This window comes from Lacticaseibacillus suihuaensis (genome assembly GCF_054785075.1).
This window is the reverse complement of sequence record NZ_BAAGBJ010000002.1, coordinates 95,575-122,393: the sequence shown is the minus strand read 5'-3', so window position 1 is coordinate 122,393 and position 26,819 is coordinate 95,575. Positions and strand designations below refer to the sequence as shown.

The 26,819-nt window shown below is 61.7% G+C and carries 18 protein-coding genes; 3 read left to right on the top strand and 15 right to left on the bottom strand.

Features of this window, described 5'->3' with window-relative positions:
- The first annotated feature begins 56 nt into the window (after nt 1-56).
- Both ACYVRZ_RS03020 and ACYVRZ_RS03015 read left to right on the top strand, forming a co-directional pair.
- On the top strand, nt 57-815 hold the full coding sequence (locus ACYVRZ_RS03020; RefSeq protein WP_461224689.1) for a ChbG/HpnK family deacetylase: 759 nt from the start codon (nt 57-59) through the stop codon (nt 813-815).
- A 161-nt stretch (nt 816-976) separates the two neighbouring features.
- Nucleotides 977-1,735, top strand: coding sequence for an alpha/beta hydrolase (locus tag ACYVRZ_RS03015; RefSeq protein ID WP_461224687.1), 759 nt, complete (start codon nt 977-979; stop codon nt 1,733-1,735).
- Between the two features lie 158 nt (nt 1,736-1,893).
- Here the strand turns inward: ACYVRZ_RS03015 and ACYVRZ_RS03010 are convergent, their stop codons facing one another.
- From ACYVRZ_RS03010 to ACYVRZ_RS02975, 8 genes are all read right to left on the bottom strand, one after another.
- Nucleotides 1,894-2,358 carry a hypothetical protein gene (locus ACYVRZ_RS03010; RefSeq protein WP_461224685.1) on the bottom strand — a complete coding sequence of 155 codons (465 nt, stop codon included), beginning with the start codon at nt 2,356-2,358 and terminating at the stop codon, nt 1,894-1,896.
- Between the two features lie 565 nt (nt 2,359-2,923).
- Entirely contained in the window at nt 2,924-3,616 is a 693-nt protein-coding gene (locus tag ACYVRZ_RS03005) for an HAD family hydrolase (RefSeq protein WP_461224683.1), read from the bottom strand.
- Nucleotides 3,616-6,732, bottom strand: a complete 3,117-nt coding sequence (locus ACYVRZ_RS03000; RefSeq protein WP_461224681.1) for an alpha-mannosidase — start codon at nt 6,730-6,732, stop codon at nt 3,616-3,618. Before ACYVRZ_RS03000 ends, ACYVRZ_RS03005 begins: the two co-directional genes overlap by 1 nt.
- A 265-nt stretch (nt 6,733-6,997) precedes the next feature.
- Nucleotides 6,998-8,014: a Gfo/Idh/MocA family protein gene (locus ACYVRZ_RS02995; RefSeq protein ID WP_461224679.1), complete on the bottom strand. Its 1,017-nt coding sequence runs from the start codon at nt 8,012-8,014 to the stop codon at nt 6,998-7,000.
- On the bottom strand, nt 8,014-9,174 hold the full coding sequence (locus ACYVRZ_RS02990) for a Gfo/Idh/MocA family protein (RefSeq protein WP_461224677.1): 1,161 nt from the start codon (nt 9,172-9,174) through the stop codon (nt 8,014-8,016). The genes ACYVRZ_RS02995 and ACYVRZ_RS02990 overlap by 1 nt, the downstream gene beginning before the upstream one ends.
- A complete protein-coding gene (locus ACYVRZ_RS02985; protein WP_461224675.1) occupies nt 9,174-10,166 on the bottom strand; it encodes a sugar phosphate isomerase/epimerase family protein in 993 nt (330 codons plus the stop codon). The genes ACYVRZ_RS02990 and ACYVRZ_RS02985 overlap by 1 nt, the downstream gene beginning before the upstream one ends.
- Nucleotides 10,163-10,996: an SGNH/GDSL hydrolase family protein gene (locus tag ACYVRZ_RS02980; RefSeq protein WP_461224674.1), complete on the bottom strand. Its 834-nt coding sequence runs from the start codon at nt 10,994-10,996 to the stop codon at nt 10,163-10,165. The genes ACYVRZ_RS02985 and ACYVRZ_RS02980 overlap by 4 nt, the downstream gene beginning before the upstream one ends.
- A 1-nt stretch (nt 10,997) precedes the next feature.
- On the bottom strand, nt 10,998-13,280 hold the full coding sequence (locus tag ACYVRZ_RS02975; RefSeq protein ID WP_461224672.1) for a glycoside hydrolase family 31 protein: 2,283 nt from the start codon (nt 13,278-13,280) through the stop codon (nt 10,998-11,000).
- A 147-nt stretch (nt 13,281-13,427) separates the two neighbouring features.
- On the opposite strand from ACYVRZ_RS02975, the gene ACYVRZ_RS02970 reads away from it, so the two are divergent.
- Nucleotides 13,428-14,531, top strand: coding sequence for a LacI family DNA-binding transcriptional regulator (locus tag ACYVRZ_RS02970; protein WP_461224670.1), 1,104 nt, complete (start codon nt 13,428-13,430; stop codon nt 14,529-14,531).
- Between the two features lie 96 nt (nt 14,532-14,627).
- Here the strand turns inward: ACYVRZ_RS02970 and ACYVRZ_RS02965 are convergent, their stop codons facing one another.
- The 7 genes from ACYVRZ_RS02965 to ACYVRZ_RS02935 form a co-directional block, all read right to left on the bottom strand.
- Nucleotides 14,628-16,610: a glutaminase domain-containing protein gene (locus tag ACYVRZ_RS02965; protein ID WP_461224668.1), complete on the bottom strand. Its 1,983-nt coding sequence runs from the start codon at nt 16,608-16,610 to the stop codon at nt 14,628-14,630.
- A gap of 30 nt (nt 16,611-16,640) precedes the next feature.
- Nucleotides 16,641-19,259, bottom strand: a complete 2,619-nt coding sequence (locus ACYVRZ_RS02960; RefSeq protein WP_461224666.1) for a family 78 glycoside hydrolase catalytic domain — start codon at nt 19,257-19,259, stop codon at nt 16,641-16,643.
- A gap of 10 nt (nt 19,260-19,269) precedes the next feature.
- Nucleotides 19,270-22,422, bottom strand: a complete 3,153-nt coding sequence (locus ACYVRZ_RS02955) for an alpha-mannosidase (protein WP_461224664.1) — start codon at nt 22,420-22,422, stop codon at nt 19,270-19,272.
- Nucleotides 22,423-22,556: 134 nt separating this feature from the next.
- Entirely contained in the window at nt 22,557-23,594 is a 1,038-nt protein-coding gene (locus ACYVRZ_RS02950) for a glycoside hydrolase family 76 protein (RefSeq protein WP_461224662.1), read from the bottom strand.
- 24 nt (nt 23,595-23,618) lie between these two features.
- Entirely contained in the window at nt 23,619-24,650 is a 1,032-nt protein-coding gene (locus tag ACYVRZ_RS02945) for a glycoside hydrolase family 76 protein (RefSeq protein ID WP_461224661.1), read from the bottom strand.
- 19 nt (nt 24,651-24,669) lie between these two features.
- Nucleotides 24,670-25,917 (bottom strand): ABC transporter substrate-binding protein, encoded by a 1,248-nt coding sequence (locus ACYVRZ_RS02940; RefSeq protein ID WP_461224904.1) that lies wholly within the window; start codon nt 25,915-25,917, stop codon nt 24,670-24,672.
- 18 nt (nt 25,918-25,935) lie between these two features.
- The gene (locus tag ACYVRZ_RS02935) at nt 25,936-26,811 is read right to left on the bottom strand and encodes a carbohydrate ABC transporter permease (RefSeq protein WP_461224659.1); all 876 of its coding nucleotides are present in this window, start codon (nt 26,809-26,811) and stop codon (nt 25,936-25,938) included.
- Nucleotides 26,812-26,819 lie beyond the last annotated feature (8 nt).

Below are 26,819 nucleotides of genomic sequence, written 5' to 3'. Positions count from 1 at the left end.
GGGGCGACGACCGGAGACGGGGCCGCTGATGAAGCGAAGACGCCCGGTGACCGCCCATGAGCCGGCTGCTGCTTGAAGGCGACGACTTTGGCCTGACGCCGGCGGTTTCGGCCACCCTGCTTGCGCTTTTGGCGGCCGGTCAGCTGACCGCCACCAACTGCATGCCGACCATGCCGGAATTTCCGGCGGCCGCCGCAGCGGCCAAGGCGGCCGGCATCACCGCGATGGGCATCCACTTCATCCTGGACCGCCACCGCCCGGCCAGCGACCCGGCCACCATCCCGTCTCTGGTCGATGCCCGCGGCCTGCTTTTGCCCTGGGCCCAGGTTCAGGCCAAGGCGGCGGCCGGGTCGCTGGTGCCGGCGGAGGTCCAAAAGGAGCTGCTCGCCCAGCTGCGCCTGGCTCGGCAGGCCGGGCTGGCCATCGATCACATCACCACCCACCACGCCTTCGTCAACGCCAGCCCGATGCTGGCCGCCACCGTCGCAACCATTGCGAGAACGGAGCGGCTGCCGATGCGTAACAACTTCGCGGCGCCGCTTCAAGGCATCGCGATGCCCGACCACCACGCCAACCTCGCCCACGACGCCGGTGCCGCGGCGGCCTTGATGGCCACGATAGCGGCGCTGCCGGCGACCGCGACGCTTGAGGTGGTCTGCCACCCCGGCCGCGTGACCCCGGCGCTTCTCGAACGCTCCAGCCTGACCACCGGACGCGAGGCCGATGCCCGGGTGTTGCAAAGTCCCGCACTGGCCGCCTTGATCGCGGCCCAGCCTGGGCTGACGCTGATCGGCTGGGCGGCCGTCACCGCCTGACGCCACCACCGCACCGCCCTGCTCACCGTGAAGCTCCGCGCAACCGGGCAAAAGCCCCCTTGCGCGACGCTGGCGGCGAGCAGGGCGGTTTTTGGGCTGGTTGTCGTTTTGCAAACGTTTTCGCGTTATAATCAAGGGAGATTATCCTTGGAGGCGATGACATGACACTTAGCACCCTGAATTTTCACGCCGCAAGCCTTGGCATGCAGACCCGCGTCAACGTGCTGCTGCCCGACCACCCGGCGACCGCCAACGTGCTACTGCTGCTTCACGGCCACTCCGACGACGAGAACGCCTGGCTGCAGCGGTCGCGCGTTTTGGCTTACGCCGACGGGCAAAACACGGTGGTGATCATGCCCCGGGTCGACCGCAGTTTTTACGCCGATCAGCCCAGCGGCATCCACTACTACCAGTACGTCAGCCAAGAGCTGCTATCGCGCTGCCGCGACTGGTTCAACCTGGCGCTTGATCCCACTCGCACCTTCGTCGGCGGCCTGTCGATGGGCGGCTACGGCGCGTTGAAGCTCGGCCTGAACCACCCGGAGCAGTTCGCCGGCATCTACGCGATGTCGAGCGTCCCCGACCTGCTGACCCGCTGGGACCGTGAAAACGATCCGACGATTGGCCCGCTGTTTGCCGCCAACTTCGGCAGCCGCGAGCAGCTTCGTGGCAGCGCCTCCGACGTCCCGTTTTTGACGACGCACTGGCAGGCCGCGCGGCGGCCGTTCATCCGCATGCGCTGCGGCACCGAAGACGGCCTGTACCCGGAAAACCGCGCCTACGCCGACTTGGCCAGCCACAACGGCTTTGACTGCACCCTAACCAGCGTCCCCGGCACCCACGAATGGGCGGTGTGGGACCAAGGCGTTGCGGCGGTCCTGGCCGACATCGCGGCGCGTGATGCGGCCGCCGGCAACTGAATGGCACGGCAACTGAATGGCACGGCAAAAGCGGCGAACTCCAACGAGCTCGCCGCTTTTTACATCGTCCTAGTGCTAGCACTTCTAGCCACCGATCATGTCTTGTGCTGGCACTGACCGCAAGACCACCGCTCCTTTGAACACTGACCCTCCGGCCACTAGCGTCCAAAGCTCATTCGGTAGTCGGCACTCAGCAGCCGGCACTCACACAGCCAGTGGCCAGCCACTCGTACGACGTGCTGCACCCGCACGTCAACCCGGTCGCCAACGCCTAAACGCAGCGTCGCGTCCTCACGTGGTAGGCTGACCGCCACCCCACGTCCTGCGACAAAACCAACTGTATTGGCATCGACGCTCGGATCGCGCACCTCAAATCGGACGCGCTGCTTTGGCGGCCCGGCTTTCAAGGACGTCGCAAATCTCGCAGTCTGTCGTGGGGTCAACACCAAGATGGCGGCCGGCGATTGCATCGCTTTTTGAAGCGTCAGCAGGCTACCACTGAGCAAGGTAAGAATCGTCACGCCCAGCAGCAATGCCCCAACCAGCCTGTGCCGGTGGGTCAACCACAGCCACGCGGCAAGACCCACAAAACCCGTCGCTGCTAAACTGATCAGCCAGACCATACTGACCACCTCCATACGGTCAGTATGAGGCTTATGAGAATGCTTTCAATCTGAGCAGGAGCGTCCTTACATTTTTTTAACTCTTTTGGGTACACAAAGGACACCGCAGGCTACCCCACAGTGTCCCCGATTGCTATTGAATTGACGAACCGCCCCACCGGCAGGGCAGACTGCCCCCGCCGACGGGTAGAACCGATTCAGTTGGTGTTACGCACTGTGGGGGAGCCGGCAGTTGCGGATCATTGGAGTCAAACCAGGGCTGTTTTCTTTTACGCGAATTTCTTCGTCGCTAGACACTCACGCCGCGGACGTGGTCGACATAGGTCGACGTTCATCAGATGAGAATGATAGTCACCGTAGACTGCCTTGAGCTGCGTCGACGGCCGTGCGAGCCGAAGGACGCTGTCGAATTCTACGCTGATAGGATAACACCAGACGGCCGCTTTTGCCAAGCGATTCGACTCGCCTCAGTGTAAATGTTTGGTAAATATTATGTAAATAAATAACGCTTTTTCGATACAAAAAGACCTGTTCCCACCGCCACGCGGCAGGAACAGGTCTTTCGTCAAATCAGGGATTCAAGCGCCGCCGGCAGCTGGGCCAGCGCCGTAATCGTGGCGGCCGGCCGCTGCAGGTCGCCGCTTGGTGCGTGCGGGTAGCGCGGCGACCAGTCGTACCAGACGCTGGCGACGCCGAACGCATTGGCGCCTTGGACGTCACGGGCGAGGTTGTTGCCCACCATGACGGTGCGGCGCAGGTCGGCAGCACTCAGGTGCATCGCCGCCTGGGCCGCCGCAAACATCGCGGCCGCCGGTTTTTCCTGCCCCACGGCCTCGGAAATCGTCCGGGTCTCAAACAGCGGGGCGAGCCCGGTGCTTGCCAAGATGTTTGCAAACGACCGGACGCGGCCGTCCGCGACCAGCCCCAGGCGCCAGCCGGCCGCTTGAAGCGCCGTCAGCACCGCAAGCGCGTCGGGCAAAAGCGTCGCGGTCAGCACGTTGCCGGCGTCATCGAAGACTTGGCTGCCTTCGTCGACCAGGGTGTCGCCGCAGTCCAGCCAGAGGATGCCGGGCCGCACCGCAGCGCCGTCGCCGGTCACGCCCGGTTGCGCCGCCGTGATCGGTTGCGCCACGGGTTGGCCGCTGACAGGCGCGGCTTGTGCGGCTGCCGCGGTTCGAGCGGCGTCGGCCGACCGAGTGGCCCCGGCGGCCCGGGTGGTTGTCACGCCACCGGCGGATGGCTCGTGCCGCGTTGCCATCAGCGCGTGAAGGCCAGGGTCACAACTTGGTACGGGGTGACCTTGATCGCCAGCTTGCCGTCGACGGCCTCAAGCGGTTCTGGGTGGGTCTCATCCAACCGCACCTTGGCGACGGACTTGTAGTCGAAGGTTGGCGTCACGTTGATCACCGTGTTTTCACCGGTGTATTCGTGGAAGCGCAGGATCACCTGGTCGCCGTCTTCGCTGTGCTTGATGGCGTCGACTTCGACCGGCTGCGTGGCCGCGAAGGTGAACAGCGGCTTGGCGGCGTCCTTAGCCGCGCCGGCGACGACGGTCAGGCCGTGGTTGAGGGCCATGGCGATCGGCTCCACGTTGCCTTCGACGAAGTCACCGCGGTGGCCGAGCAGGCTGTACGTGAAGTCGTGAGCGCCTTGGTCGGCCTCTGGATCGGGCTCAATCCCCGACTTCAGCAGGGACATGGACAGATGCGCGTCCTTGATGCTGTAGCCGTACTTGGAATCGTTGAGCAAGGCGATGCCGTAGTCGCGCTGCGACAGGTCGGCCCACTTGTGGGCGACCGTCTCGAACTTCGCGGTGTCCCACGAGGTGTTGTTGCTGGTCGGACGCGACACGTTGCCGTACTGCACGTCGAAGGTCGCGTGGTCGGCCAAAATGGTGGTGTCAAACGCGGTGCGAAGCAGGAACTGGTGCTCGTGCCAGTCGATGTGCGTCTTGAAGTCGATGCGCCGCGAGTGGCTGTACAAAATCACCGTCTGGGCAACCGTGGAGTCGCGGAAGGTGTAGTGGAACTCGATTTGCTGCGACAGCGGCCCGGCCTCATGCACGGTGATCGCGTCGGCGGCCAGGGTGATGGCCTTTTCCGGGTAGTCTTCGTCGATGTTCCAGGCGTCGTACTGCAGCGGCCGGTCCTCGTAGACGGTCAGCACGTTGCCGAACTTGCCGGCGGCCAACAGTTCGCGGTCGTTGTCCTTATCGTAGATCTCGGTCAGCTGGCCGTTTTGGGCCCAAGCCAGGCGGTAGTGGGCGGATTCGACCGTGTTGCCGGTGATTTCACCGGCCATCTTGACCGGCGTGGTCTGCGGCGTGAAGGTCAGGCTGCTTTCGCTGAACGCCGGGGCTTCGGCCGCCACCAGGTAGTGGTCGCCGTGCTTTTCGGCGGCCAGCACCTGGCCCCGCGCGTCCGTGAACTGCCCGTCGCGGGTTTCCGGCACCGCCACCAGGTCCTGCAGGCTCCACGCGTTGAGGTTGCGAACGGTGTAGGCGTCGGCCTTAGGCGTCAGCGCCGCGTCATCCAAGGCGGCGTTGAGCTTGGCGATCCGCGCGAACAGCTGCTGGTACTCGACCTTGTTGTCCTCGTAGACCTCGTGAATCGAGCTGCCAGGCAAAATGTCGTGGAACTGGTTGGTCAGAATGTGTTCCCAGATGTCTTGAATCTCCGCCGCCGGGTAGGCCACGCCGTTCTCGACGCCGGCCTGGACGTACCGGGCCTCGAGGTCGCGCATCGCGAACTCGAGCTGGCGGTTTTGCTTCTTGACCCGCGCCTGGGAGGTGTAGGTGCCGCGGTGGAACTCCAGGTAGAGCTCGCCGTTCCACTCGGCGATCGGCTGATCGGAGTCGTCGATGGTCTCGTTGAGCTTTTCGAAGTAGTCGTCGACGCGGGTGTTTTCGATGGTCGGCAGGCCCGGCAGCTGGTTGATCATGTCGATGTTTTCGATCATCTCGCGCTGCGGACCGCCGCCGCCGTCGCCGAACCCGTAGGCCAACAGCAGGTCGTTGTTCAGGGCCTTATCGGCGTAGACGTCGTAGGAGCCCAGCACCGTGTGAGGGGTGACCAGGCCGTTGTAGGTGTAGAAGTAGTAGCCATCCGCGGTCTTCTTGTAGTCGTACTCCTGGCCGATGGTGGTGATGAAGTGCGTCAGGACCTCGGAGCCGTCGATGCCCTTCCACATGAACGTGTCATGCGGCATGCGGTTGGTTTCGTTCCAGGAAATCTTGGTGGTCATGAAGTTGTTGATGCCAAAACCATTCATGATCTGCGGCAGGGCCCAAGAGTAACCGAAGACATCCGGCAGCCACAGCACGTTTTGCTTGGCGTCGAATTCCTTTTTGAAAAAGCGCGTCCCGTACAGGAACTGGCGCGTCAAAGACTCGCCGGACGGCAGGTTGGTGTCGGGTTCAAGCCAGGTCGCGCCTTCGGGTTCGAAGCGCCCTTCCTTGACGCGTTCCTTGATCTTGGCGTAAAGCTCCGGGTAGTCCTCCTTGACGAACTTCCAGACCTGCGGGGTCGAGTGCATGAACTTGTATTCCGGGTACTCGTCCATCAAAGACAGCACGGTGGAGAAGGTGCGAGCGGACTTTTCGCGCGTGTGACGCAGGCGCCACAGCCAGGCCACGTCGATGTGGGAGTGGCCGATGGCGGAAATCTTGAACTGCTTGTTTTGGCCCTTGTGAGCCGCGAGGAAGGCCTGAACGTCCTTGAGCCCCAGCTCCGCGGTCGCGGTGATGTCTTCAAGCGTCTGGTTGCCCCAGACGAAGCGGCGCAAGACGCGGTCCAACAGCTTCTGGTACTCGTACAACAGCGGCTCGTCGCGGTCCAGCTCGCGGGTGGTCTGGTCGATCATGTCCAGCCACCGCGCCAGGTCGCGGATCGGCGCGATCAGCTTGCCGGCCTTGGCCTCCTGCAAAATGTAGTGCTGAATGCGCTGTAACCCGCCGCCTTCGTGGCCGGTCCACATGCAGATGGCGACGTCGACCGTCGAATCAGAGAAGCGGTGGTCGAGCACCACGTCCTTGTGGTTGCGGTCGACGGCCTGGCGTGGGTGGCCGTTCAGGTGAACCAGCCCCTCGAAGGCGCCGTTGTTGCCGTTGCGGTCCAAATCCAGGTGAGCGACGTACTTCTCACCGGCGGCAAGCGCCGGCACGGTCAGCGTGAAGCGCAGCCAGTAGTAGTCGTCGCGGCCGGACCAGGTGTCCCCGATCGCGATTGGCGAAAACTCGGCGTTGGTCGGCGGCAGCGGCTTGTGATCCTCGCGGTCGTCGTGCCAAATGCCCATGCCGGTGATCGGCTGGAAGTTGGCATAAATGTAGCTGTTCAGGGTGTGGAGCTGCTGCGTGACTTTTTCTTTTGAATACATGTCTAGTCCCCTTCCCAAAGGTCCCGGGCATCATCGGCCCGGTTAGTAAGATTACCTGCTTATCATAACGCATTGGGCCCCTTTTGCGTGTCTCTGACGCGCAGTTTGCACCAAGAGCTGGAATAGGTGGATAAGCCAACTGACCCTTACCCCCAAAGTTTTGTTCCAACTTTGGGGGTAAGGGTCAGAGTCGTGTCTCAGGGATGTTTAGGTCGATTCATTGCCTGCGCCATTGGACTATCGGGAGCCGCAGGCATTTTATCTCCTACTCCGTCAGCGTGACCCAGGCCCCGCTGCGGCTGCTTTGATAAATTCCGTTCAAAAGCGTCAGCGGCACCAGCGCATCCGCCCCGGCCAGGTAGCCGACCAGCGGATCGGCGGCGCCTGTGAGCCGATGCACGAACGCCGCGAACAGGCGCTGGTGGCCGTCGCCCCACGCGGCCTTTTGGTCCTTGGCCACCGCAATCGTTCGCGCCGCCTGAACCACGCCGTCCAGCCACAGCCCGGCGTTGGTCACCGTCAGCTCACCGCCGCTGCAGGCGAAGGTCAGCGTGGCCGGGTCGTCTCGGGCGTAATCGTTGGTGGCAAAAATCACCGCCGGCACCCCACCGGGCAAAACGGCCGTGGCCATCGCGGCGTCCTCGACCTCTACGGCGCCGGCCAAAAGCGCGGTCATCACATGGCCCCGCACCCGCTGGGGGCGGCCACCCAGCCAGCACAGCGCGTCCAGCGTGTGGATTGCCTGGTTGATCAGCACCCCGCCGCCTTCCGTCGCCCACCGCCCCTTCCAGGCCGCCGCCTGGTAGTAGGCCGCATCGCGGTGCCAGGTCAGCGTCGCCTTGACGCCAGTCACCTGACCCAACCGGCCCGAGGCCAGCAGGCGCTTGGCCGCAACCAGCGAAGGGGCGAAGCGATTTTGAAAAATCACCGCGTATTTCCCGGGAAATTTGGCCGCCACGGCCAGCACCGCGCGGCCCTCCGCCGGCGTCATCGCCAGCGGTTTTTCGCACAACACCGCCTTGCCGGCCTGAAGCGCCGCGATGCTCATCGTCGCGTGGAGGAAGTGCGGCGTCGCGATGGTCACGACGTCCAGGTTGCTGGCCAAAAGCTCGTGGTAATCCGAGTAAAAGGCTACCGCCCCGGCCGCCTTGGCGAATGCCCGCCCCTTGACCACGTCGCAGTCGCAACAGGCCGCAAGCGTCGCGTCTGGCAGTGCCGCAATCGCCGCGGCATGGGCGTGGGCGATCGCGCCGCAGCCGATAATCCCGAATCGTAGCGCCATCAGTAGCTCCCTTCGGTGTCCAACACCCGTCCCGCTTGACCCGGCCGGTAGCGCGACGTCTCCCGCCGCCGGTTCAGCGCCTTCAAAAAGGCCGCCCCGTCGATCGGCAGCGCGACCCACCGCTGCTCCCAGGCCGACAGGTAAATTGCGTTGCTGATGGCAAGGCCCCGCAACCCTTCGCTAGCCGGCGACATCAGCGGGGTTCCGGTGAGAATTTGTGAAACAAAATTCTTCACGATCTTCTGGTGGCCGGAATCACCGTCGAACGCGACATCAACCGGCACCTCGCGGCATTCCGGCTGACCGAAGCCGCCTTGGTAGGTGCGGTTGAAGTCGGCCTCGTCCTGCGAGTTGACCCACAGCCGCAGCCGCTGGTCCTCGATCACGAGCTTGCCGCGCGAACCGACGATTTCGAACCGGTTGGTGCCGGGCGTTTCGGTCGTCGTGGTGACGAACACCCCGGTCGCGCCGTTTTCGTACTCGACGTAGGCCGTCGCCTCGGTTTCGACCTCGACGTCTCGGCGCTTGCCGTTGTACGTGAAGCCCATCACGCGGCTGGGCATCCCGCAGATCCACTGCCACAGGTCCAGCTGGTGCGGGTCCTGGTTCAGCAGCACCCCGCCGCCTTCACCGGCCCAGGTCGCCCGCCAGCCGCCCGAGTTGTAGTAGCTTTGCGACCGGTACCAGTCGGTGATGATCCAATTGGTGCGGCGCAGCTCGCCCAACGTGCCGTTTTGCACCAGCTCCCGTGCCTTTTGGTAGGCCGGATTCATCCGCTGGTTGTACATCAAGGAGTAGGTCAAATCCGGATGCTGCGCCGCCACGGCCAGGGCGTCTGCCACCGCCTGGGTGTAGACGCCGGCCGGCTTCTCCGACAGCACGTGCTTCCCCGCCGCCAGCGCCTGAGCCGCGATCAGCGGGTGAAAATAATGCGGCGTGGCGATAATCACCGCGTCGATGGCCGGATCGGCAATCAGGGTCGCCGCGGTCGGGTAGCAGGTCAGCTCGCCGAACCGCGCGGTCGCCGCGGCCAGCCGCGCCGGGTCGATGTCGGCAATCGCCGAAAGCTCGGCCTGCGGAATCTCGCCGGCGGTCAGGTAGCTGGCGTGAAGGGTGCCGATGTTGCCGACGCCGATGATGCCAATGTGAAGTGTTGCCATTAATCCCACCTCTGATCAAGTTTACACAACAAGTCGCGCAGCGCCGCCGCCGCAATGTTGAACAGCACCTCGCCGTCGCCGCGGCGCGTGGTCGCCTCGCCTGCCGGCTGCGAGGACGTTGCCTGGGCCTCGGTCGCCGCCTGCGTCGCGGTCGCAGTTTCGGTGCTGACGACCGGCGCCGCACCCACCGCGGCCAGACCGGCCGGCGCCGGGTGACGCACCGTGCTTCGCGCCTCCAGCTCCCGGAAGCCGGGGAAAACGCTCAGGTGCGGTTCGATGCTCAAGAATCCCGCGTAACCGCGCTTTTGCAGCGCCGCGAGCACCGCGGCCACGTGGCCATCGCCCTGCCCCGCCGGCGTCACCGTGCCGCTTGCGGTCAAGGCGTCCTTGATGTGAACGTAGGCGATGTGCGGCGCCAGTAGGTCGAAGGCCTCCGGGTAAACACTTGCGCCGCACTGCACGAAGTTGGCCGGATCAAAGGCCAGGCGCAGCTGCGGATTCGCGAGCGTTGTCACAAGGTCCAGGCAGCGTTCCGGCGAGTCGCCGTAGATGCCCTTCTCGTTTTCGTGCAGCAGCGTCACCTCGGGGTAGGCCTTGGCCACCTCAAGCATCGCCTGCATCCGCTGCAGCACCTGCGGTCGGTAGTCCTCGGCCGCCCCCGCCGGCACGTAAAAGCTGAAGCAGCGCAGGTACGGGGCCTTGAAAATGCGAGCCAGCGTCAGCGTGTGGTCGAGCTTGGCCAGGTGCGGCGCGAAAGGATCGGCGATGCCGATTTTGCCGATCGGCGAGCCGATGCTGGATACCGCGATGCCGGTCGCCGCCAGCTGCCGCGCGTAATCCGCGGCCTGAGCCAGCGTGAAGTCACTCACAGATTGGCCCCCGATGCCTCGCAGCTCCATGTGATGAATGTTATTTGCCTGCAGCACCCGAATCTGGGTCGCCAGGTCCGGGCTGATCTCATCCGCAAAAGCGGACAGCGTCATCGTCGTCATTGTCCCCCTCCAATCAGGGCGTTCAGCGCCTGCTCGAACCGCGGCAGCCACAGCTCTCGGTAGCCCAGCCGCGTCGGGTGGGCATCGTCGGCCATCGCCGCCGGCAACGCCTTGGTCGCGTCGTGCAGCGCCGCGTCACCGTACAGGTCGAGAACCGCGAAGTGCCACTTCGCCTGCAACTCGCGCAACCGCGCCACCAGCGCCGCGTAGTCGCGGTCGGCCGGCTCGCGCAGACAGGTGTAGACCAGCACCGGGCAGCCCCACCGCGCCGCCACCGTGGCCAAAATGTGCTCGATGGCCCCAGTGGTGGTGTCGACATCGTAGGCGGCGGCCGTTGGCATCGTGCCGTTCGTTGCCTCGGCAGGAAAATCGGTGGCCGCAGGTGGTTCGGTGGCCAGCGTCGCCGCGGCCGGTAAGGTGGCCCCATCCAGCGCCGCCGCGGCCGCAGCTGGCATGACTGCGGCCCCGGTCGGCCCAGTTGCAGGCGTCACCACGCCCAGCGCCTTGCCCTGCCGGCTGTCATTGGTGGAAAGCTGCAGGACAAAGGCGTCAAGCGCCGACACCGCCGCAAAGTCGCTGGCCAGCCGCGAGACATAGGTATCCGCCGCCGTGCCGGCTAAGGTCGTGCCGCTAATCGCCGACTCGACCGGCACCACGCCGTCCTTGGCCGCCAGGAACTGCACGAACGACTCACCGAGAGACGCCGCCCCGACGGTGATCGAGGAGCCCAAGAACCCGATGGTGGTGCCGCGCAGCGGCGAGGTTGGGTCAGGTGGTAGGGTCGCCGCCGCGTACTGCGGGGCGTTGCCGAACAGGTTATCAGTTGTCATGTCATTCCTCCTCACGATAGGCGCCGGTGGCGTCATCGAACACTAGCACGCGGCTGCCCCGTGCCGTTTCTATCGTCAGCCGCGCGTACACCGGCACGTCCAAGCTGCGGTGGCTCAGCGTCACCGTCGCTTGCTCCGCAGTCACCGCAACCTCGTAGCGGTTATACGCGCCGTTTTCATAGGCAAAACTTTCCCCGTCGTCTTGGTAGTGTTGGTAAGTCCCTTGTTGGCCCCACAGTTTGAAGGTCAGTGCGTGTTCGCGCGGCACATCCACGTGCATGGTTGCCGGCCGCAGCGGCAGCACCGCCCCCGCCTTGACGAACAGCGGCAGGGTGGCCAGATCCGCGGCAACCACCACCGTGCGGCCCCCGGTCACTAAGTCGCCAGTCCAGTAATCGAACCAGTCGCCGGCCGGTAAGTAGACCAGTCGCTCGTACCCCCCGGGTGAAAGAATCGGGGCGACCAAAAGCGCGTCACCGACCATGAACTCGGTGTTCAGGTTAGCCACCGCCGCATCCGCAGGGTAGTTCAGCACCAGCGGCCGCATGACCGGCAGTCCGGTCCGGGTCCCCGCCTCGAACAGGTCGTACAGGTAATCCAGCAGCCGGTAGCGCAGCTCGAGGTAACGCCGGTAAATCGCGAGCGTCGGCTCCCCGAAGCGCCACGGCTCCTGCATCCGCGTTCCGGCACAGCTGTGGTTGCGGAACAACGGGCTGAACACGGCGGCCTCAACCCACCGCGTCAAAAGCTCCGCGGTGGTGTCGCCGAGAAATCCACCGATGTCCGTACCGGCAAAACCAAACCCGCTCATCCCCAGGTTGCACAGCTGCGGAATCATCATCCGCAGGTGTTCCCAGGAGCTGCGGTTGTCGCCGGTCCAGACCGTGCTGTAACGTTGCGTCCCGGCAAACACCGCCCGTGAAATCACGAATGGCCGCTTTTTGGTCAGCGCTTTCAGCCCATCGTAAGTCGCCTTGGCCATGTTGTGCCCGTAAAGATTGTGCATCCGCTGGATGGTCGCCGGTGCGTCCTCGTCGTGAAACACCGTGTCGGGCGGCATCGGGCCGTCGAAGCCAGCCGGCTCGTTCATGTCGTTCCAGACCCCGCTGACGCCGTAGTCAACCAGGAAGCGTTGATTGTCCCCCCACCATCGGCGCGTCGCGGCCTGGCCAAAATCCGGATAGGCCGCCTTGCCGGGCCATACCGTGTTCAGGTACGTCGCACCGGCCGCCGTGGTGGCAAAAAGACGCTGCCTCAGTCCTTCCTCGTAGACCCGGTACCCGGGTTCCGCCTTCACCCCGGGATCGATGATGGTCACCACCTTGACGCCTTGCTGCGCCAGCCCCGCCGTCAGTGCCTTGAGATCGGGGAACTTGTGCGAATTGACGGTGAACACGCGGTACCCATCCATGTAGTCGATGTCGAGGTGAATCGCATCCAGCGGCAGGCGTTTTTGGGCAAACGCGCTTACGATGTCGCGAACGGTCGGGGCGTCCGGGTAGCTGAAGCGCGACTGCTGGTAACCCAACGTCCACTTCTGCGGCAGCGGGGTGCGGCCGGTCAGCCCCGTGTAGGCGGTCACGACTGCGGCCGGCGTGGTGCCGGCGATCAGGTAGTAGTCCAAGACCCCGCCCGTTGCCGTGACGAAGAAATAGTCGGGGCTCTCCATGCCCAGATCAAAGTGGCTCTTGTACGAGTTGTCGAGGAAAAGCCCGAACGCGCCGCTTGGCGTGTGGCCGATCACGAAGGGCACGCTTTTGTACAGCGCCTTGGTCTCCTCAATCTGCTCCGGCTGGTCGGTGTTCCAGTTATCGTAGGCGTAACCCCGCTTGTCCAGGAAGCCGGTCTTGTCGCCGAGTCCATAAAAATGGGCCGCTGCAGGCATCTGCTTCACAATCTCGACCGGCGCCTGCTCACCCGGCGCCTGCACCGTGTGGCCCTCGGCCTCAACCAGTGCCTGCGTCGCCGCACTGATGTCTCGCAGCAGCGGCCGGCGTGGCTGACGGTAATCGCAGACCAGCGGTACCCCGGCCGGCGTCAACACATCGATGTGGCCGTCAGCATCCACTTGCACCTGCATCGCGGCGGTGGTCAACGTCACGCCCGTGGCCTGCTGCGTCTCGCTCACCGCAACCGGCTGCGGCGTGGCCGTGACCACACCGGTTCCCGCCGCCTGCACCGCCCCGCGGGTCACGCGGATTACCGCAGGCGTCACTAGCTGCACCGTCGTCGCCCCAACCGTCACCGATTGGGTTTTGGCATCGTAATTCAACACTTTGCTCATTGTGACCTCCCAAAAACATCATTACACTCAAAAACATTCAAAATGTTAAGCACACCTTTTAAGTGCTTTGCGTGATAAACTAGCTAAGACAGCTTAAATCTGTATAAACATATTGAATAATCCAAGTCACCTCGAAAGGACAACCCGATGTCTAAAACACCCATGTACTATTCGATCTACAAGCAGCTGCAAGGCGAAATCCAGGATGGCACCTATCCAGTTGGCACCAACCTGCCCACCGATAAGGGCCTGGCCGAGCGCTTCGGCGTCAGCGTCATCACCATCAAGAAGGCGATGGAGCTGCTTTCGACCGACGGCTACATCACCCGCAAGCCGCGCAAGGGAACCACTGTGCGGGAGGCCAACCCAACCAAGCTGAACGCGATGGACACCTCTCACCGCATTTTTGGCCTGGTGCTCACCAACTTCACGGATTTCTTCGGGGCATCGATTCTGCGCAGCATTCTCTCCACCGCCCAGAGCTCGACTGATTTTATCGTCAAGATGAGCTACGGCGACCGGGAACTCGAGAATCAGGCCATCCACGACCTGGTCGCGCTGGGAATTCAGGGCCTAATTCTACTTCCCACCTCATCAGAATACGCTTCCCCGGAGCTGTTGAACCTTGTCGCCAAAAATTTCCCGGTGGTCGTCATCGATCGCCTGATGGGCGAGCTGCCGCTTTCAACCATCAAAACCGACAGCGTGGCGGCCTCCCGTGCCGCCGTTGAGAACTTATTCGCCAATGGCCACACCCGCATCGGCATGCTGACCTCCGACGCCTCGGCCTCGACCATCGACGATCGCATCACGGGCTTCATCACCGCTCACATCGATGCCCAGCAGCCGTTCTCGCGCCAGCAGATTGTGTCGACTATCGACTCCGTGGTGCCAAACTCCAAACGCGCGATCACCGATGACATCGCCGTGCTTAAGACCTTTTTCAAGCAGAATCCCGACTTGACCGCCGTCGTCACCTCCGAGTACAACATCGCCTTGCTGGCGACCAGCGCGTTGGAGGCCTTGGGCAAGCGGGTCCCGGAAGATGTGTCGATCATCAGCTTCGACGCCCCCGCAATGAACCCCTACGAGCCTCACCCCGTCCGGTTCACCCACATCGAGCAAAACGAGGCCGAAATCGGCAAGCAGGCCGTCTTGCTGCTCAAAAAGCAAATCACGACGCCGAGCTTCTTCAAGAAGGTCAACCTGCCCTTCAAACTCATCAACGGCAACACGGTTCGCAAGCGCTAACCGCGCGAGTCAACCACGTCAGCGCAACGCCCTTGAACCCGACCGCAACCGGTCAGGCTCAAGGGCGTTGTCCTATTCTGGCAGTGGTTGCGCCACCTAAAACCGCTGCAACGCCTTGAGCAGCGGCATGAAGACGCCGCCGATCACGGTCCGGTTGCGGAAGGAGACCCACTCGCCGGACACGGTGTCGTACCAGTCGGAGAACGGAACCCGCGTCGGGGTCTCGTTCAGGTAACGGGCAACCGGCGCGATCAGTTGCGCCAGCTGCGCCTTGTCTTGACTCATCGTCGCGACCCACAGCAGCCAGTCCACCTTGGTGTAGGTTGCACGGTTGTCCAAAGGCGCCCCGTAGCGGTTGCTTTCACGCTGGTAACGGGCGAGCTCGCGCTGGCCAACGCCTTCATCGAACAAGTTGAGCTTCAAAACCTCGTCCCACACCAGGTTGTACTTCAGTGCCCAGGTGTTCGCCTGATCAAAGGCCAGGCGGGTGTCGGTTTCGGACCGGGCCGAATCGCGCCAGATGGCCGCCATCTTCTGCGCGGTGGCCGACAGCTCGCGGCCTTCCTGCGCGAATTCGGCATGCGTTGCTAGCGCCTTGCCCAACGCCCCCAAGGCGACGATGGCCTTCAAAGACAGGTTGACGTTATGCGCCAAGTGGCCGGCGAAGTCGTCGGTACAAAGCTGGTTGTCCGGATCTTGCCCGTTGCGAATCAGAAATTGGCTCCACGCAATCAGCTGGTCGTGGTGCGTGACGAGGAAGTCGTCGTGCAACAGCAGATCCACGGTGCTGGCCATGATGATCATGTCCCCGCACTCTTCGACCGGCATCTGGTAGCGCAAATCATAGGCGTTCGTCTCGGCCGGATACTGGTACAACAGCGCGGCCGTGTCGCCTTGTTCCTGACGCGTCCCGTCGTCCAGGCCGGCCGTCGTGTCCAGCCCGTAGACCTGCCCGGTGGCGTACGGGTAGCGGCCGACATCGTGCGGCGCGAAGTCGAAGTGCCAGACCGGCAAAGCGGCGAAGCGCATGATTGGCCGCATCATGCCCTCCACCAGGACCGGGTTGAAGGCCAGAAACAGCGGAATGGACGGGTAGCTGACGTCGACCGTGCCGATGCAGCCGTTGGAGTTGTTCTCCTTGGACAGGAACACCGGCTCGCCGTTCTCATCGCGAATCAGCTTGTGGGCGGCGATGGCCTGGCGGTAGGCTGTCGCGCAGATCAGCTGGTAGTCGGCCCCGCCGACGCTTCCCGCAAGGTCGAGAATCTTGGCATCCAGCCGCTCACAATCCGCCAAAATCGCGGTGGTTTGCGGCAAGCGCTTGGCCAAAAGGGCCGGCAGCGAAGGCGCCGCCGCCTTCCAGTACGCATTTTGAACCGTGCCAAAGTAATCGATCGCATGGAGGTCGTCGTAGGCCACCAGCAGCGTGGCCACCGGCAGCTGCGTCAGGTCGAAATGGGCGGCCAGACCTTGCTGGTTCCAGTCCTGGGCCGCCGCCACCGTGGCGCCTGGTTGGTTGGCGCAGGCGAGGTACAGGTAGCCCCAATCGATGTTGTTTTGGTCGCCCGAGTCGCCCAGCGGCGTCTGCCGGGCCTTGCCCAGCCACACCGCCTGCGTGTCACCCACCGTCAGGCGCTTGGTCAACAGCCGGTTGTCGCAGAGGCGTTCGTAGGTGATGCTGCCGTCGAAGCGCCAGTCTAGGGCCGCCTGGTGCTGGCCGCCGTCCAGCACCGTCAGCCTCATCTGAACGTAGGTGATGGACTCTGACACGGACTGCAGGTCGGCCAGGTCAAAATGCTGGGCGAACGTGACATCAAGCTGGACCGCCGCATTGGCGAACGTGTAGTGCGTCTGGGTCGGTGTCACCGCCAACCCGACTTGGGGCAGCTTCGGCAGCGTTTCCGAACGGCCGACCACGCTGTAGGCCGCGCCGTCGAGCGTCAGCACCGCCGTCACCGGCATCTCCTTGTCGTTCCAGCTAGTCGTCGTCGCCTCGTTGGCGTGATCGGCCGGCGACCAGATTGAGAAGAACGGGTCATGCACAAACAGTGGCACCGATGGAATTCGTGTGTTTTTCATTGCTATCTCCTTGGTTATCGTTAAGCCTGCTTACAAAACCTGGTAGGTCAGCTGCAACGTTTGACCGCCGCTTAGCGGGATGGTGTAGGCCGCCGCCTCGGCATCGTAGGTCCCCTCAAGGCTGCACGAGCCAAACCGCGCATCGCGCAAGATGAGCTTGCCCGTCGTATTCGCCGGTACCTGGACGCGCATCGCGACCTGGCCGTCGTTGTTGGACCACGCACAGGCGATGTTGCCTCGCACCGACTGGTAATTGCCGCTCACGTACCGCTGCTTGGAATCCCTGACCAGCGGCGCGATGACGAGGTCCGAGAAGCCAACGCTCGCTTCGGTTTGATCGATGCCGATCAGGTACCGGTACATCCAGTTGCCCACCGCACCGAAGGCGTAGTGGTTGAAGGAGTTCATCGCATCGTACCAGAAGGTGCCATCCAACTTGATGCCGTCCCAGTGCTCCCAGATGGTGGTCGCGCCCTTGGTGACCGAGTACAGCCACGACGGGAACGATTTTTGGTTCAAAAGCGCCACCGCGGTTTTGGCGTAGCCGTGCTGCGTCAGCATTTCCAGCAGGTACGGGGTGCCGACGAAGCCGGTGTTCAGGTGCGTGTTGTTGTTGATCACCATGCCGTTCAGCCGCGCGGCAATCGCCTGGCGCTGCGCTGCGGTCAGGCCGATCATTTTCAGGGCGAGGACCTGCGCCGTCTGCGTCGCGATGGTCAGCTCGCCGTCCTTGATGTAGGTCTGATTGAAGTAGTCGTCAATCCCGGCGACCAGCGCCTTGTAATCGGCGGCGTCATCAGCGTGACCCAGAATCGTCGCGATGCGCTGCATCAAAGCGGCCGTGTAGCGGTGGAAGCAGCAAGCCAGGTATGGATGCGGGGTGGCCCCTTCGCTGCTGCCTTCGATGTCCAGGGCGAGCCAGTCGCCGTAATGGAAGCCCGGATTGCCGGCATACGGGGTTGGTCCGGCGTTGCTGTTGAATTCGATCCAGCGCTTCATGCTGTCGTACTGCCGGACCAGAATCGTTTCATCGCCGTAAAACTTGTACAGCGTCCAAGGGCAGATGACCGCCGCATCCCCCCAGGCCGCCGACGAATGCGTCTGCGGCTGCAGCCGGGTGACCACATCCGGAATCACCGCCGGCACCCCGCCGTGGGGCAGCTGATCGGACGCCAGGTCGCGCAGCCACTTGGCGTAAAACGCGTAACCGTCAAAGTTGTACAGGCCGGTGCTGATGAAAACCTGCGTGTCGCCGGTCCAGCCCAGCCGCTCATCGCGCTGTGGGCAATCCGTCGGCACATCCACGAAGTTCCCGCGTTGCCCCCAGACGATGTTTTCGTACAGCCGGTTCAGCAGGGCATCATCGGAGGCAAAGGCGCCGGTTCGCGGCATCGGCGTGTGAATCACCTCCGCCTGAAAGGCCGTCTTGACGACCCGCAGCGGCCGACTGGCGGTGACAATCAGGTAGCGGAAGCCCTGAAAGGAGAAGTGCTCCGCGTAGCTGCCGGCCTCCGCGGTCGCATTTTGCAGCGTCACCGTCTCCTTGGCCTCCCGCAGGTTGCCAAAGTAGGGGTTGCCCTGCGCATCGATCACCTCCGAGTGGCGCAGGGTCAGCGTGGTGGGTTCATCGCCCAGAAGCGCCGCGAGATCCACCCGCACACGCCCGACGAGGTTCTGCCCAAAATCGATGGTCACATCACCGTTGGGCGTCTGGTACATCGCCATCGGCGCCACAACCTGGGTCACCCGGCAGGCCTGATCCTGCTGCGGCGTCAGGACCTGCTTGGCCAAGTCCAGCACCTGCGCTTGAGACCAGGCGGTGCGGTCGGTGGTCTCAAGAAAATCCGCCTGGGCATGGGCAAAGTCAATCGTCTCGCCGTCGTAGATTTCGTTGAGCCGAATCGGCCCTTCGGCGCTTTGCCAGGTGTCGTCCGTTGCGCAAACCTCGGTGTGACCATCCGCGAACCGCGCGACGCAGTACCCGATGAACGCCTTGTGATCGCCGAACATGTTTTTAACGCGGTCCCAAGTCAGCATCCCCAAGTACCAGCCGTTGCCAAGCCGCACATTCAGCTGCCGCGTCGTGGTCTGCGCGAAAAACGGGGTGAGGTCATACGCCTGGTACTGAATCGTGTGATCGTAGCTGGTCCAGCCTGGCGTCAGCAGATCCGCACTAACCTTTTGGTCGCCAACGTACAGCTCGTACAGCCCCCGAGCACTGGTATACATGGTGACCGCAACCGGTGCGGCCGACAGGGTCAGCGCCTTGCTGAACAGGAACTCCCCTTCGCCGGCCGCCGTGTCCACCGGACTGGTCAGCCAGGCGGCCTGGCCGAAGTCGGTGGCGGTGAAGAAGGTCGCGGTGTCTTCGTACTGATCCCCGGTTGTCGTCGTCAGCGTGACCGTGGCCCGAAGCCGGTGTTCCGGCACCAGTTGGACGCCGTCAAACTCCCGCCACACATTAGTCGTCGCTGGCACTGTCACGTTCAAAAGCTGGCGACCGTCTTCTTGCTGAATCGTCAGGGTGCCTGACGCCACGTCCAGGTTGGCGCCGAGCAGATCGGTTTGCCAGCTGATCCGCTGCAGCTTCGTCAGCACCGGCTGCGCTTGGTAGTTGACCGAGAGATTGAGATTCGTTTTGTAACGCATGGTTTCCTCCTCAATGCCTGCTGATTGGCGTGTAGGCCAGGGTGACGATCTGGTACGGCGCAAGCGTCAACGTCACCCAGCCGTCCGCATCGGCCGCCAGATTGCGTTCGAACTGCTCGGCCAAGCTCACCTGGGCTACCGCTGCCGTTTCGAAGTTGGCCCGCACCCGCAGTGTCTGCGTCGCGCCGGTGTAATCATGCAGCCGCAGCACCACGGCCTGCTGATCCTCGCTCAGCTTCACGGCGTCGACGGCGACCGGATGCGCCGCGTCGGCAAACGCAAAGAGCGGTGCCTGAGCCTCGGCAGTTTGAGTTTGAACCGTCAGCGGCACGTTCAACGCCATCGCGGTGGCTTCCACCTCGCCTTGCACGAAGTCGCCTTGGTGCGGCAACAGGCTGTACGTGAACTGATGCGCCCCTTGATCCGCCGTCGGATCCGGACTGGTGCCGCACTTGATCAACGACAGCGACAGCGTCGAGCGGGTGATCTGGTAGCCGTACTTGGAATCGTTCAAAAGCGCAACCCCGTAATCCGGCTGGGACAGATCGCCCCACTTGTGCCCGACCGTCTCGAACCGCGCCGAATCCCAAGACGTGTTGTGGTGCGTCGGCCGCTTCACGTTGCCGTACTGGATGTCGAAGGTCGCCTGATCGGCCGCGACGGTGACATGAAAGGCGGTTCGCAGCAGCACGTGATTCTCGTGCCAATCCGCGTGGGTGTCAAAATCGATCCGCCGCGATGCGGCCTGCAGCGTCATGCGCTGCGTGATGGTGGAGTGGTGGTAGGTGTAGCTGAACGTGACCACCACCTTGGCCGCGTCGTTGGTGGTCACCGCCACGCTGCTGGCGGCCAGCACGGTTGACTTAGCCGGGTAGTCCCCATCGATGTTCCAGTTATCCCAGTCAACCGGCCGGTCCTCGTAGGCGGTCAAGACGTTGCCGCCGCCTTCGTTGAGCACCTCGCGGCTGTTGACCTTGTCGTAGACGCGCGTCAGTTGGCCGGACGCCGCCCAAGCGATGACATAGTTGGGTGTTTCAATCTGACGCTCACCGACCGTGGCCAGCGGCGCCGCAGCGGCCGCAGCCGACGGCACGAAGCGAAGCGCGAGCTGCCCCAAAGCCGGCACCGGCGGCACGGCCACCACCAGCGCATCCCCTTCGCGAACCGCCGGCAGCGGCGTTCCAGTGGCCGTTTCGTAATGGCCCGTCTGCGGTTGCGCCAGCGTCACCTGCCCCGCCAGCGGCCACGCGTTCGCGTTCGTCACCACGGCAGCATCCGGCGCTTCTGCGGTCAGGCTTGCGGTGAGCCGGTCGTTCAATTCCTTGATCTGGGCGAACGCCTGCCGGTATTCGGCCGCGTTGTCCTCGTACACCTCGTGAATCGCAGAGCCCGGCAGAATGTCGTGGAACTGATTGCGCAAAATCAGGTGCCACAAATCCTTCAGCTCGGTCGTCGGGTACGGCACCTGGTGCGTCACATGCGCCGTCGTGTAGCGCAGCTCAAGGGCTCGCATCGCGAATTCGAGTACCCGGTTTTCCTTTTTGACCCGCGCCTGCGAGGTGTAGGTGCCGCGGTGGTACTCCAGGTACAGCTCCCCTGCCCAGGCCGGCAGCGGCTGTGTGCTGGCCGCAATGGTCTGGTGCAGCTGCTTGAAAAAGTCATCGACGCGCGTCGGCTTGACCGTCGGCAGCCCCGGCATCTGATTGATGATTGTCTCGTTTTCGACCATCTCGGGCGTCGCCCCACCGCCGCCATCGCCGTAGCCGAACGCCAGCAACAAGTTGTCGTTCAGCGCCTTGTCCCGGTACATGTGGTAGCTGCCCATCACGGTGTGTGGCGTCAGCTGACCGTTGTACGTGGCCGAAAAGCGCGACGTGTCGTGGTAGTCCCAATCCTGATCAACCGTCGTGATGAAGTAGGTCAGCACTTCGCTGCCGTCAATGCCGCGCCAATTGAAGGTGTCGTGCGGCATCCGGTTCGTGTCGTTCCAGCTGATTTTGGTCGTCATGAAGTTCTTCACGCCAAACCCCAGCATGATCTGCGGCAACGCCGCGGAGTAGCCGAAGACATCCGGCAGCCACAGCACACTTTGTTCGGCGCCGAACTGCTCACCGAAAAAGGCTTTGCCGTAGAGGAACTGACGCGTCAGCGCCTCGCCGGACGGAATGTTCATGTCCGGCTCAAGCCACGTGGCCCCATCGGCCTCCCAGCGGCCCTCGGCCACCCGTGCCTTGATCTGCTCGTACAGCGCCGGATAGTCCTGCTTGATGTAGTCGTAGACCTGCGGGGTGCTGTGCATGAACACGTAGTCCGGGTCGTGCTTCATCAGGCTGAGCTCGGTGGCAAAGGACCGCGCCGTTTTCTCCCGCGTGTGTTTCAGCCGCCAGAGCCAGGCGACATCGATGTGCGTGTGCCCGATGGCGGCGATGCTGAACTGCTTCTTCTCGCCGGCATGCGCCTGAAGAAATTGATGAATCAGGTCGTTGACCGCGGCCACCGCCGCATTGAACGCCGCCGGGGTCATCTGGGCCCAATCGAATTGCGCGACACTCTGCTCCAACACCTTCAGGTAGGCATACTTCAACGGCTCGTCGTCATCGAGCTCTTGAACGCACTGCAGCATCACATCCAGGTAGCGGAAGCATTGGTATCCCGGCTTGTCGAACCGCCCCCCGGCCAGTGCCACGTAGGTGAAGGTCGGCTCCGGATACAGCTCACTGCCGTCCAGTCCGGTCCAAAAACAAATGGCAATCAGCACCGTGCGGCCACTGTACTCGTAATCCAGCATGATGTCGCGGTGGTTCGAGTCAACCGCCTGGATCGGCGCGGCGTCGGCAAAAACTAACCCTTCCGCCGCAGAACGGCCGTTGTCGTTGTTGCGCAGCATCTGCACGTCAATCCGGTACTGCTCGCCGACCCGCAGTGCCGGCACCGGCACCTCGAAGCGAACCCAGTAGTAGGCATCACGCCCGGCAAACGTCGCACCTGGCTTGAAAGGTTGCCAGTCGGCCGGCGCCGGCATCGCGGTGTGTGTCGGCCGCTCATCGCGGGTCATGGTCGCCGCAAAGCGGTCCTTGTACTGGTTGGCCCAATAATCCTGAATCAGTCTAATCTGCTGCGCGAGCTTTTTTTCATTCAACACGTCTTGCACCTTCTCTTCCATCTTGCAATCCATCTCGTGGCCAAGCCTTGCCGGGCCGCGTATACAAAAGGGGTGTGCCGCAACGCCCGTTACGGCACACCCCCTCCGGCGTACCCGCCGGGGAACCCAGTTACGGATCCTAATGCTTCGGATGTTTACTGGTTATAACGTTCCAACGCCGTCGCCGCTTCCAGCGACATCACAGCGCCAATTTCATCAGACAGCGGAATGGCCTTGCCAGGTTCATACGGCTGCCAGTTGCGATCCGCCATCAGCGTCTCGCCCTCAAAGTCATTGTCGACCAAGACCTTGACCGCCTTCGTGATGAAGTCGGCGATGAAGGTCTCATGCGTCGCCTTGTACAACAAGACGAGGTAGCGGTACAAAATGCCCTTGAAAAGGCCGATGTCACCGCCGTCACCGTCGTCCAGTAGAATGCCGGTGGCACCCAACCGGTCAATTGCCGTGTGGGCACACTTCAGCGCGTGATCCAGGTAGCGCCGATCTTTGGTGACATTGTAAAACTCGACCAACGCCCCGATGTACGTGCCTTGGTTGTAGGTGAACGCCCAAGGGTCCACGGCCATCGTGTTACGGCTGTTAATCCCGTCGTTGACGAATTCCGTCTCGGGATCAACCAGCGTGAAGTACAGCCAGTGAAGGATGTCGAGGCTGTTCTTCAGGTACTCCGGCTTGGGGTCCAGCTGATACAGGCGCAGCGCCAGAATCATCAGCGGTCCGTTGACCGGCGTGTTCTTGTAGTTGATCTGCGAGCGTTTCCACGCGTAGCCACCGCCGGCCGTCAGGTTGAACGCGGTGTCGAACAGGTCGGCACAGACTTCCTTCGCGTCATCCAGACACGCCGTCAGCCCCGTCACCTCGTACAGTCGCAGCCCGGCCAGCGCATTCCACAGCATATCATCGTAGTACTCGTGAATCAGGCTGTTGTAGTTGCGCTTCTTGTTGTACTGGTAGGCCTCGACCGCACCGTCGCGGTAGGCGTGGCTCTGAGTGCGAAGGTAACCGTCAACTCGGGTGTCCACGAGATGCGCAATCCACCAATAGTTGAAGACGCGGTTTTGCTCCGCCGACTCCAGCGGGTAAATATTGTTCATGAACTGCCGCGGGTCATCCGAGTGGAAAAGGGTATCCAGACTGGTCTGACCACAATCGGCGTAATCAACGAATTTCATGTAACCACCATTGTTCTTTATAGACTACTCAAGTGCCGCTGCGGCCTCAAGCGACATGACTGCCCCGATTTCATCCGATAAATCAAGCGGTAACGTCGGTTCTGCATCGTGCCAGTCACGCGGCGCCAACAGCTTTCCATCATCTGTCATCCCGTGATCAATGAGGATGTCGCAGCTAGCGCGGGTGAACGCCGCCAACGTTTCATCACCGGTTTCCTTGATCAGAAGGGTCATGTACCGGTACAGGATGCCCTTGAACAGGCCAATATCACCACCGTCCCCGGCATCGGCGAAGACACCGTTTTTAACAAGCACGTCTAGTGACGTATGGGCACATTGAGTCGCTTGATCCAGGTAAGTCTGTTCGCCCGTCACGTGGTAGAATTCGAGCAAGGCGCCGATATAAACCCCTTGGTTGTAGGTGAACTGCCATTGCGTGTCGATTTGCCCGTCCTTGTTTCGATTAATCCCATCTTCCACGAACAAGGTATCGGGATTAACTAGGACGCGACGCATCCACTCAAGATCACGCTTGCTCATCTCAAGATACTTCGAATCCGGCTCGATTTGATACAGACGAAGGGCCAGAATCATCACCGGCGCGTTCGCTGGCGTGTTCTTGTAATCGAGCTGCATACGCGTCCAGGCAAAGCCGCCGCCCATGTTGTCGTTCCATGCGGTGCGGAAGATATCGTCACACACCATCTTGGCGTCATCGAGATAGCCCGACTTACCCGTGATTTGAAACAGACGCAGGGCCGCCAGCGCATTCCACAGCATGTCATCGTAGTAGACATGCAGCAGTGTCCCGTGATTGCGCGTCTTGTTATAGTCGTAGGTCTGCTCCGCAAGCTCAAGGTACTTGGTATCTTTGGTTCGCAGATAGGCATCCAGGCGAACATCGACAAGGTGCGCAATCCACCAGTAGTTGAACACATCGTTTTGATGCAGATCCGTAATTGGGTAGGCATTGTTGTACAGCTGGATCGGGTCCTTCGACAGGTAAAAGTCGTCGAGACTCTGCTGGCCAATGTCTGCGTAGTGCGAATATGTCATGTCTCTCCTCCGTCCGGAACTACTTAGCTTCCTTGAGAATCTTGTCGCCTTGCTTTTGTGCATTGGCCAGCGCTTTGTCAGCACTTGTCTTGCCTGCAACAAAGTTCTGCAGTTGTGGAATCAGGGCGAGGGTTTCAACATCGGCGTAACCCATCACGTTTGGCCGAATCTTTGCGTAGTTCATTGCCTGGATGAAGGCCTTGTACTTAGGGCTCTTGAAGTAGTCATCCTTGGCGGCCGTCATGTTAGCAGGCAGCCAGTCCGAGATCTTCGCAAACTCAACACCGTTTTCCGGCTTGGTAGTCCACCACTTGATGAAGTCCCAAGCACCATCCTTGTACTTAGCCGTCTTAGGAATGACAAGCCCGAAACCACCAGTACCGGCACCGTGGTCACCGTTAGGGCCGGCCACCGGCTGAACAATCCCGTAATCAAGGCCGTCTACTTTGTCGTAATCAGCCAATGCCCATGGGCCGTTGTAAACCATCGCAACCTTGCCGGCAGCGAACTGATCCGTCCCATCGTTAAAGCCTTGCTGGTAAACCTTATCGACATTCAGCAGCTTGTTCCAGAACTTCAGAACCGTCTTCCCCTGTTCGGAGTTGAAGGCCGTCTTCGTTTGGCTCTTGTTGAGAACAGACCCACCGGCAGCGCTGATCCACTGACTGAACAGGCCAACGTCGTTCAGAGAGAAGCCGGCCTGGACAAGCTTGCCGTTCTCCCACTTAGTTGTCTTCTTCGCAACGTTCTCAAGCTCGGCCCAAGTTGTTGGCGGCTCTACGCCTGCCTCTTTAAGAAGCTTCTTGTTGTAGAACAGCGAACGGTTGTCGACAAGCAGTGGCACACCGTACTGCTTATCTTCGTAATTCATTTCCTTAACGGTTTCGGGATAGAAGTCCTTCATGTTGACCTTGTCTTTTTTAATCAGATCAGACAGGTCCATCAAGGCACCCTTCTTGGCGTAGACACTGGTCTGGAAGCGATCCCACAGGATGACATCGGGCACTTCACCGCCGGCAATCCCAGTCAGCAGCTTCTGCTCAACTTGATCTTGAACCTTGTATTTGACCGTGTACTTATCCTGGCTCTTGTTGTACTGACCAATCAACTCATTCAGTTGCTTGATCTGCTTGCCGCTCCAGGCCCCCCACATCGTGATGGTCTGGCGCTCTTTTTTGCCGGAAGAATCCTTGCTGGTTGAGCTCCCACATGCAGCCAGCGTCCCTACCGCGGCTACCGTTGCCAATGCCGTAAGTAATTTTTTCATCTTATTCAATCTCCATTCCTATTTAATCCCAGACTCAGCCATGCCTTGAACATAATTACGTTGAGCAAAAATGAAAAGAATCAAAATCGGTAATGTTGCTAAGATGGTACCGGCCATCAAAGGCCCATAGTTCGTACTGTGGTTATACTGGAACGCCGCCAACCCAACCTGAACCGTCTTCATGCTGTCCGCATTCAAAACAATCATCGGCCACATGAAGGAATTCCAGCCGGATTGGAAGGTTAAAATCCCAAGCGTTGTCAGCGCCGGTTTTGCAAGCGGTAAGTACACCCGCCAGAAGATCTTGAATTCGCCGGCGCCGTCCATTCGCGCACTTTCGCCAAGCTCTCTCGGCAGCGCCTCGAAGAACTGCTTCATGAAGAAGATGGCGAACGCCCCGGCAGCCCCTGGCAAAAGAATCGCCCAATAGGAGTTGATCAATCCCAGACCGCCTTGGCCAAAGATGTTGTTCCCTCCCATCAGCGGGAAGCTACGCAAAACCATGAACGTTGGAATCATCGTGACAATCCCTGGAATCATCATCGATCCGAGGAATATCATGAAGCTGGCCTTACGCCCCCGAAAGTGCAACTGGCCATACGCGTAACCCGCCAGGCCACCGAAGAACAGGTTCGTCAAAACGCCGCCGACCGCCAGAATCAGAGAGTTCTTCAAGTAGTTGAGGAACGGCATCGTTGCGAACACTTCCTTGTAGTTTTCCAAGGTGAAGTGCTTGGGAATGATGTTCATACTGCCGCCGAGGATTTCACCCCCGCTCTTCAGTGAGGTCGAGATCGTCCAGACAAACGGCAGCACTGTGGTGAGACTGATGAGCGTAACCGCGACGTACCAGAGAATGCGGTTGACCATCTTTTTCTTTTTCAAGCTTTTCATCACGCGCC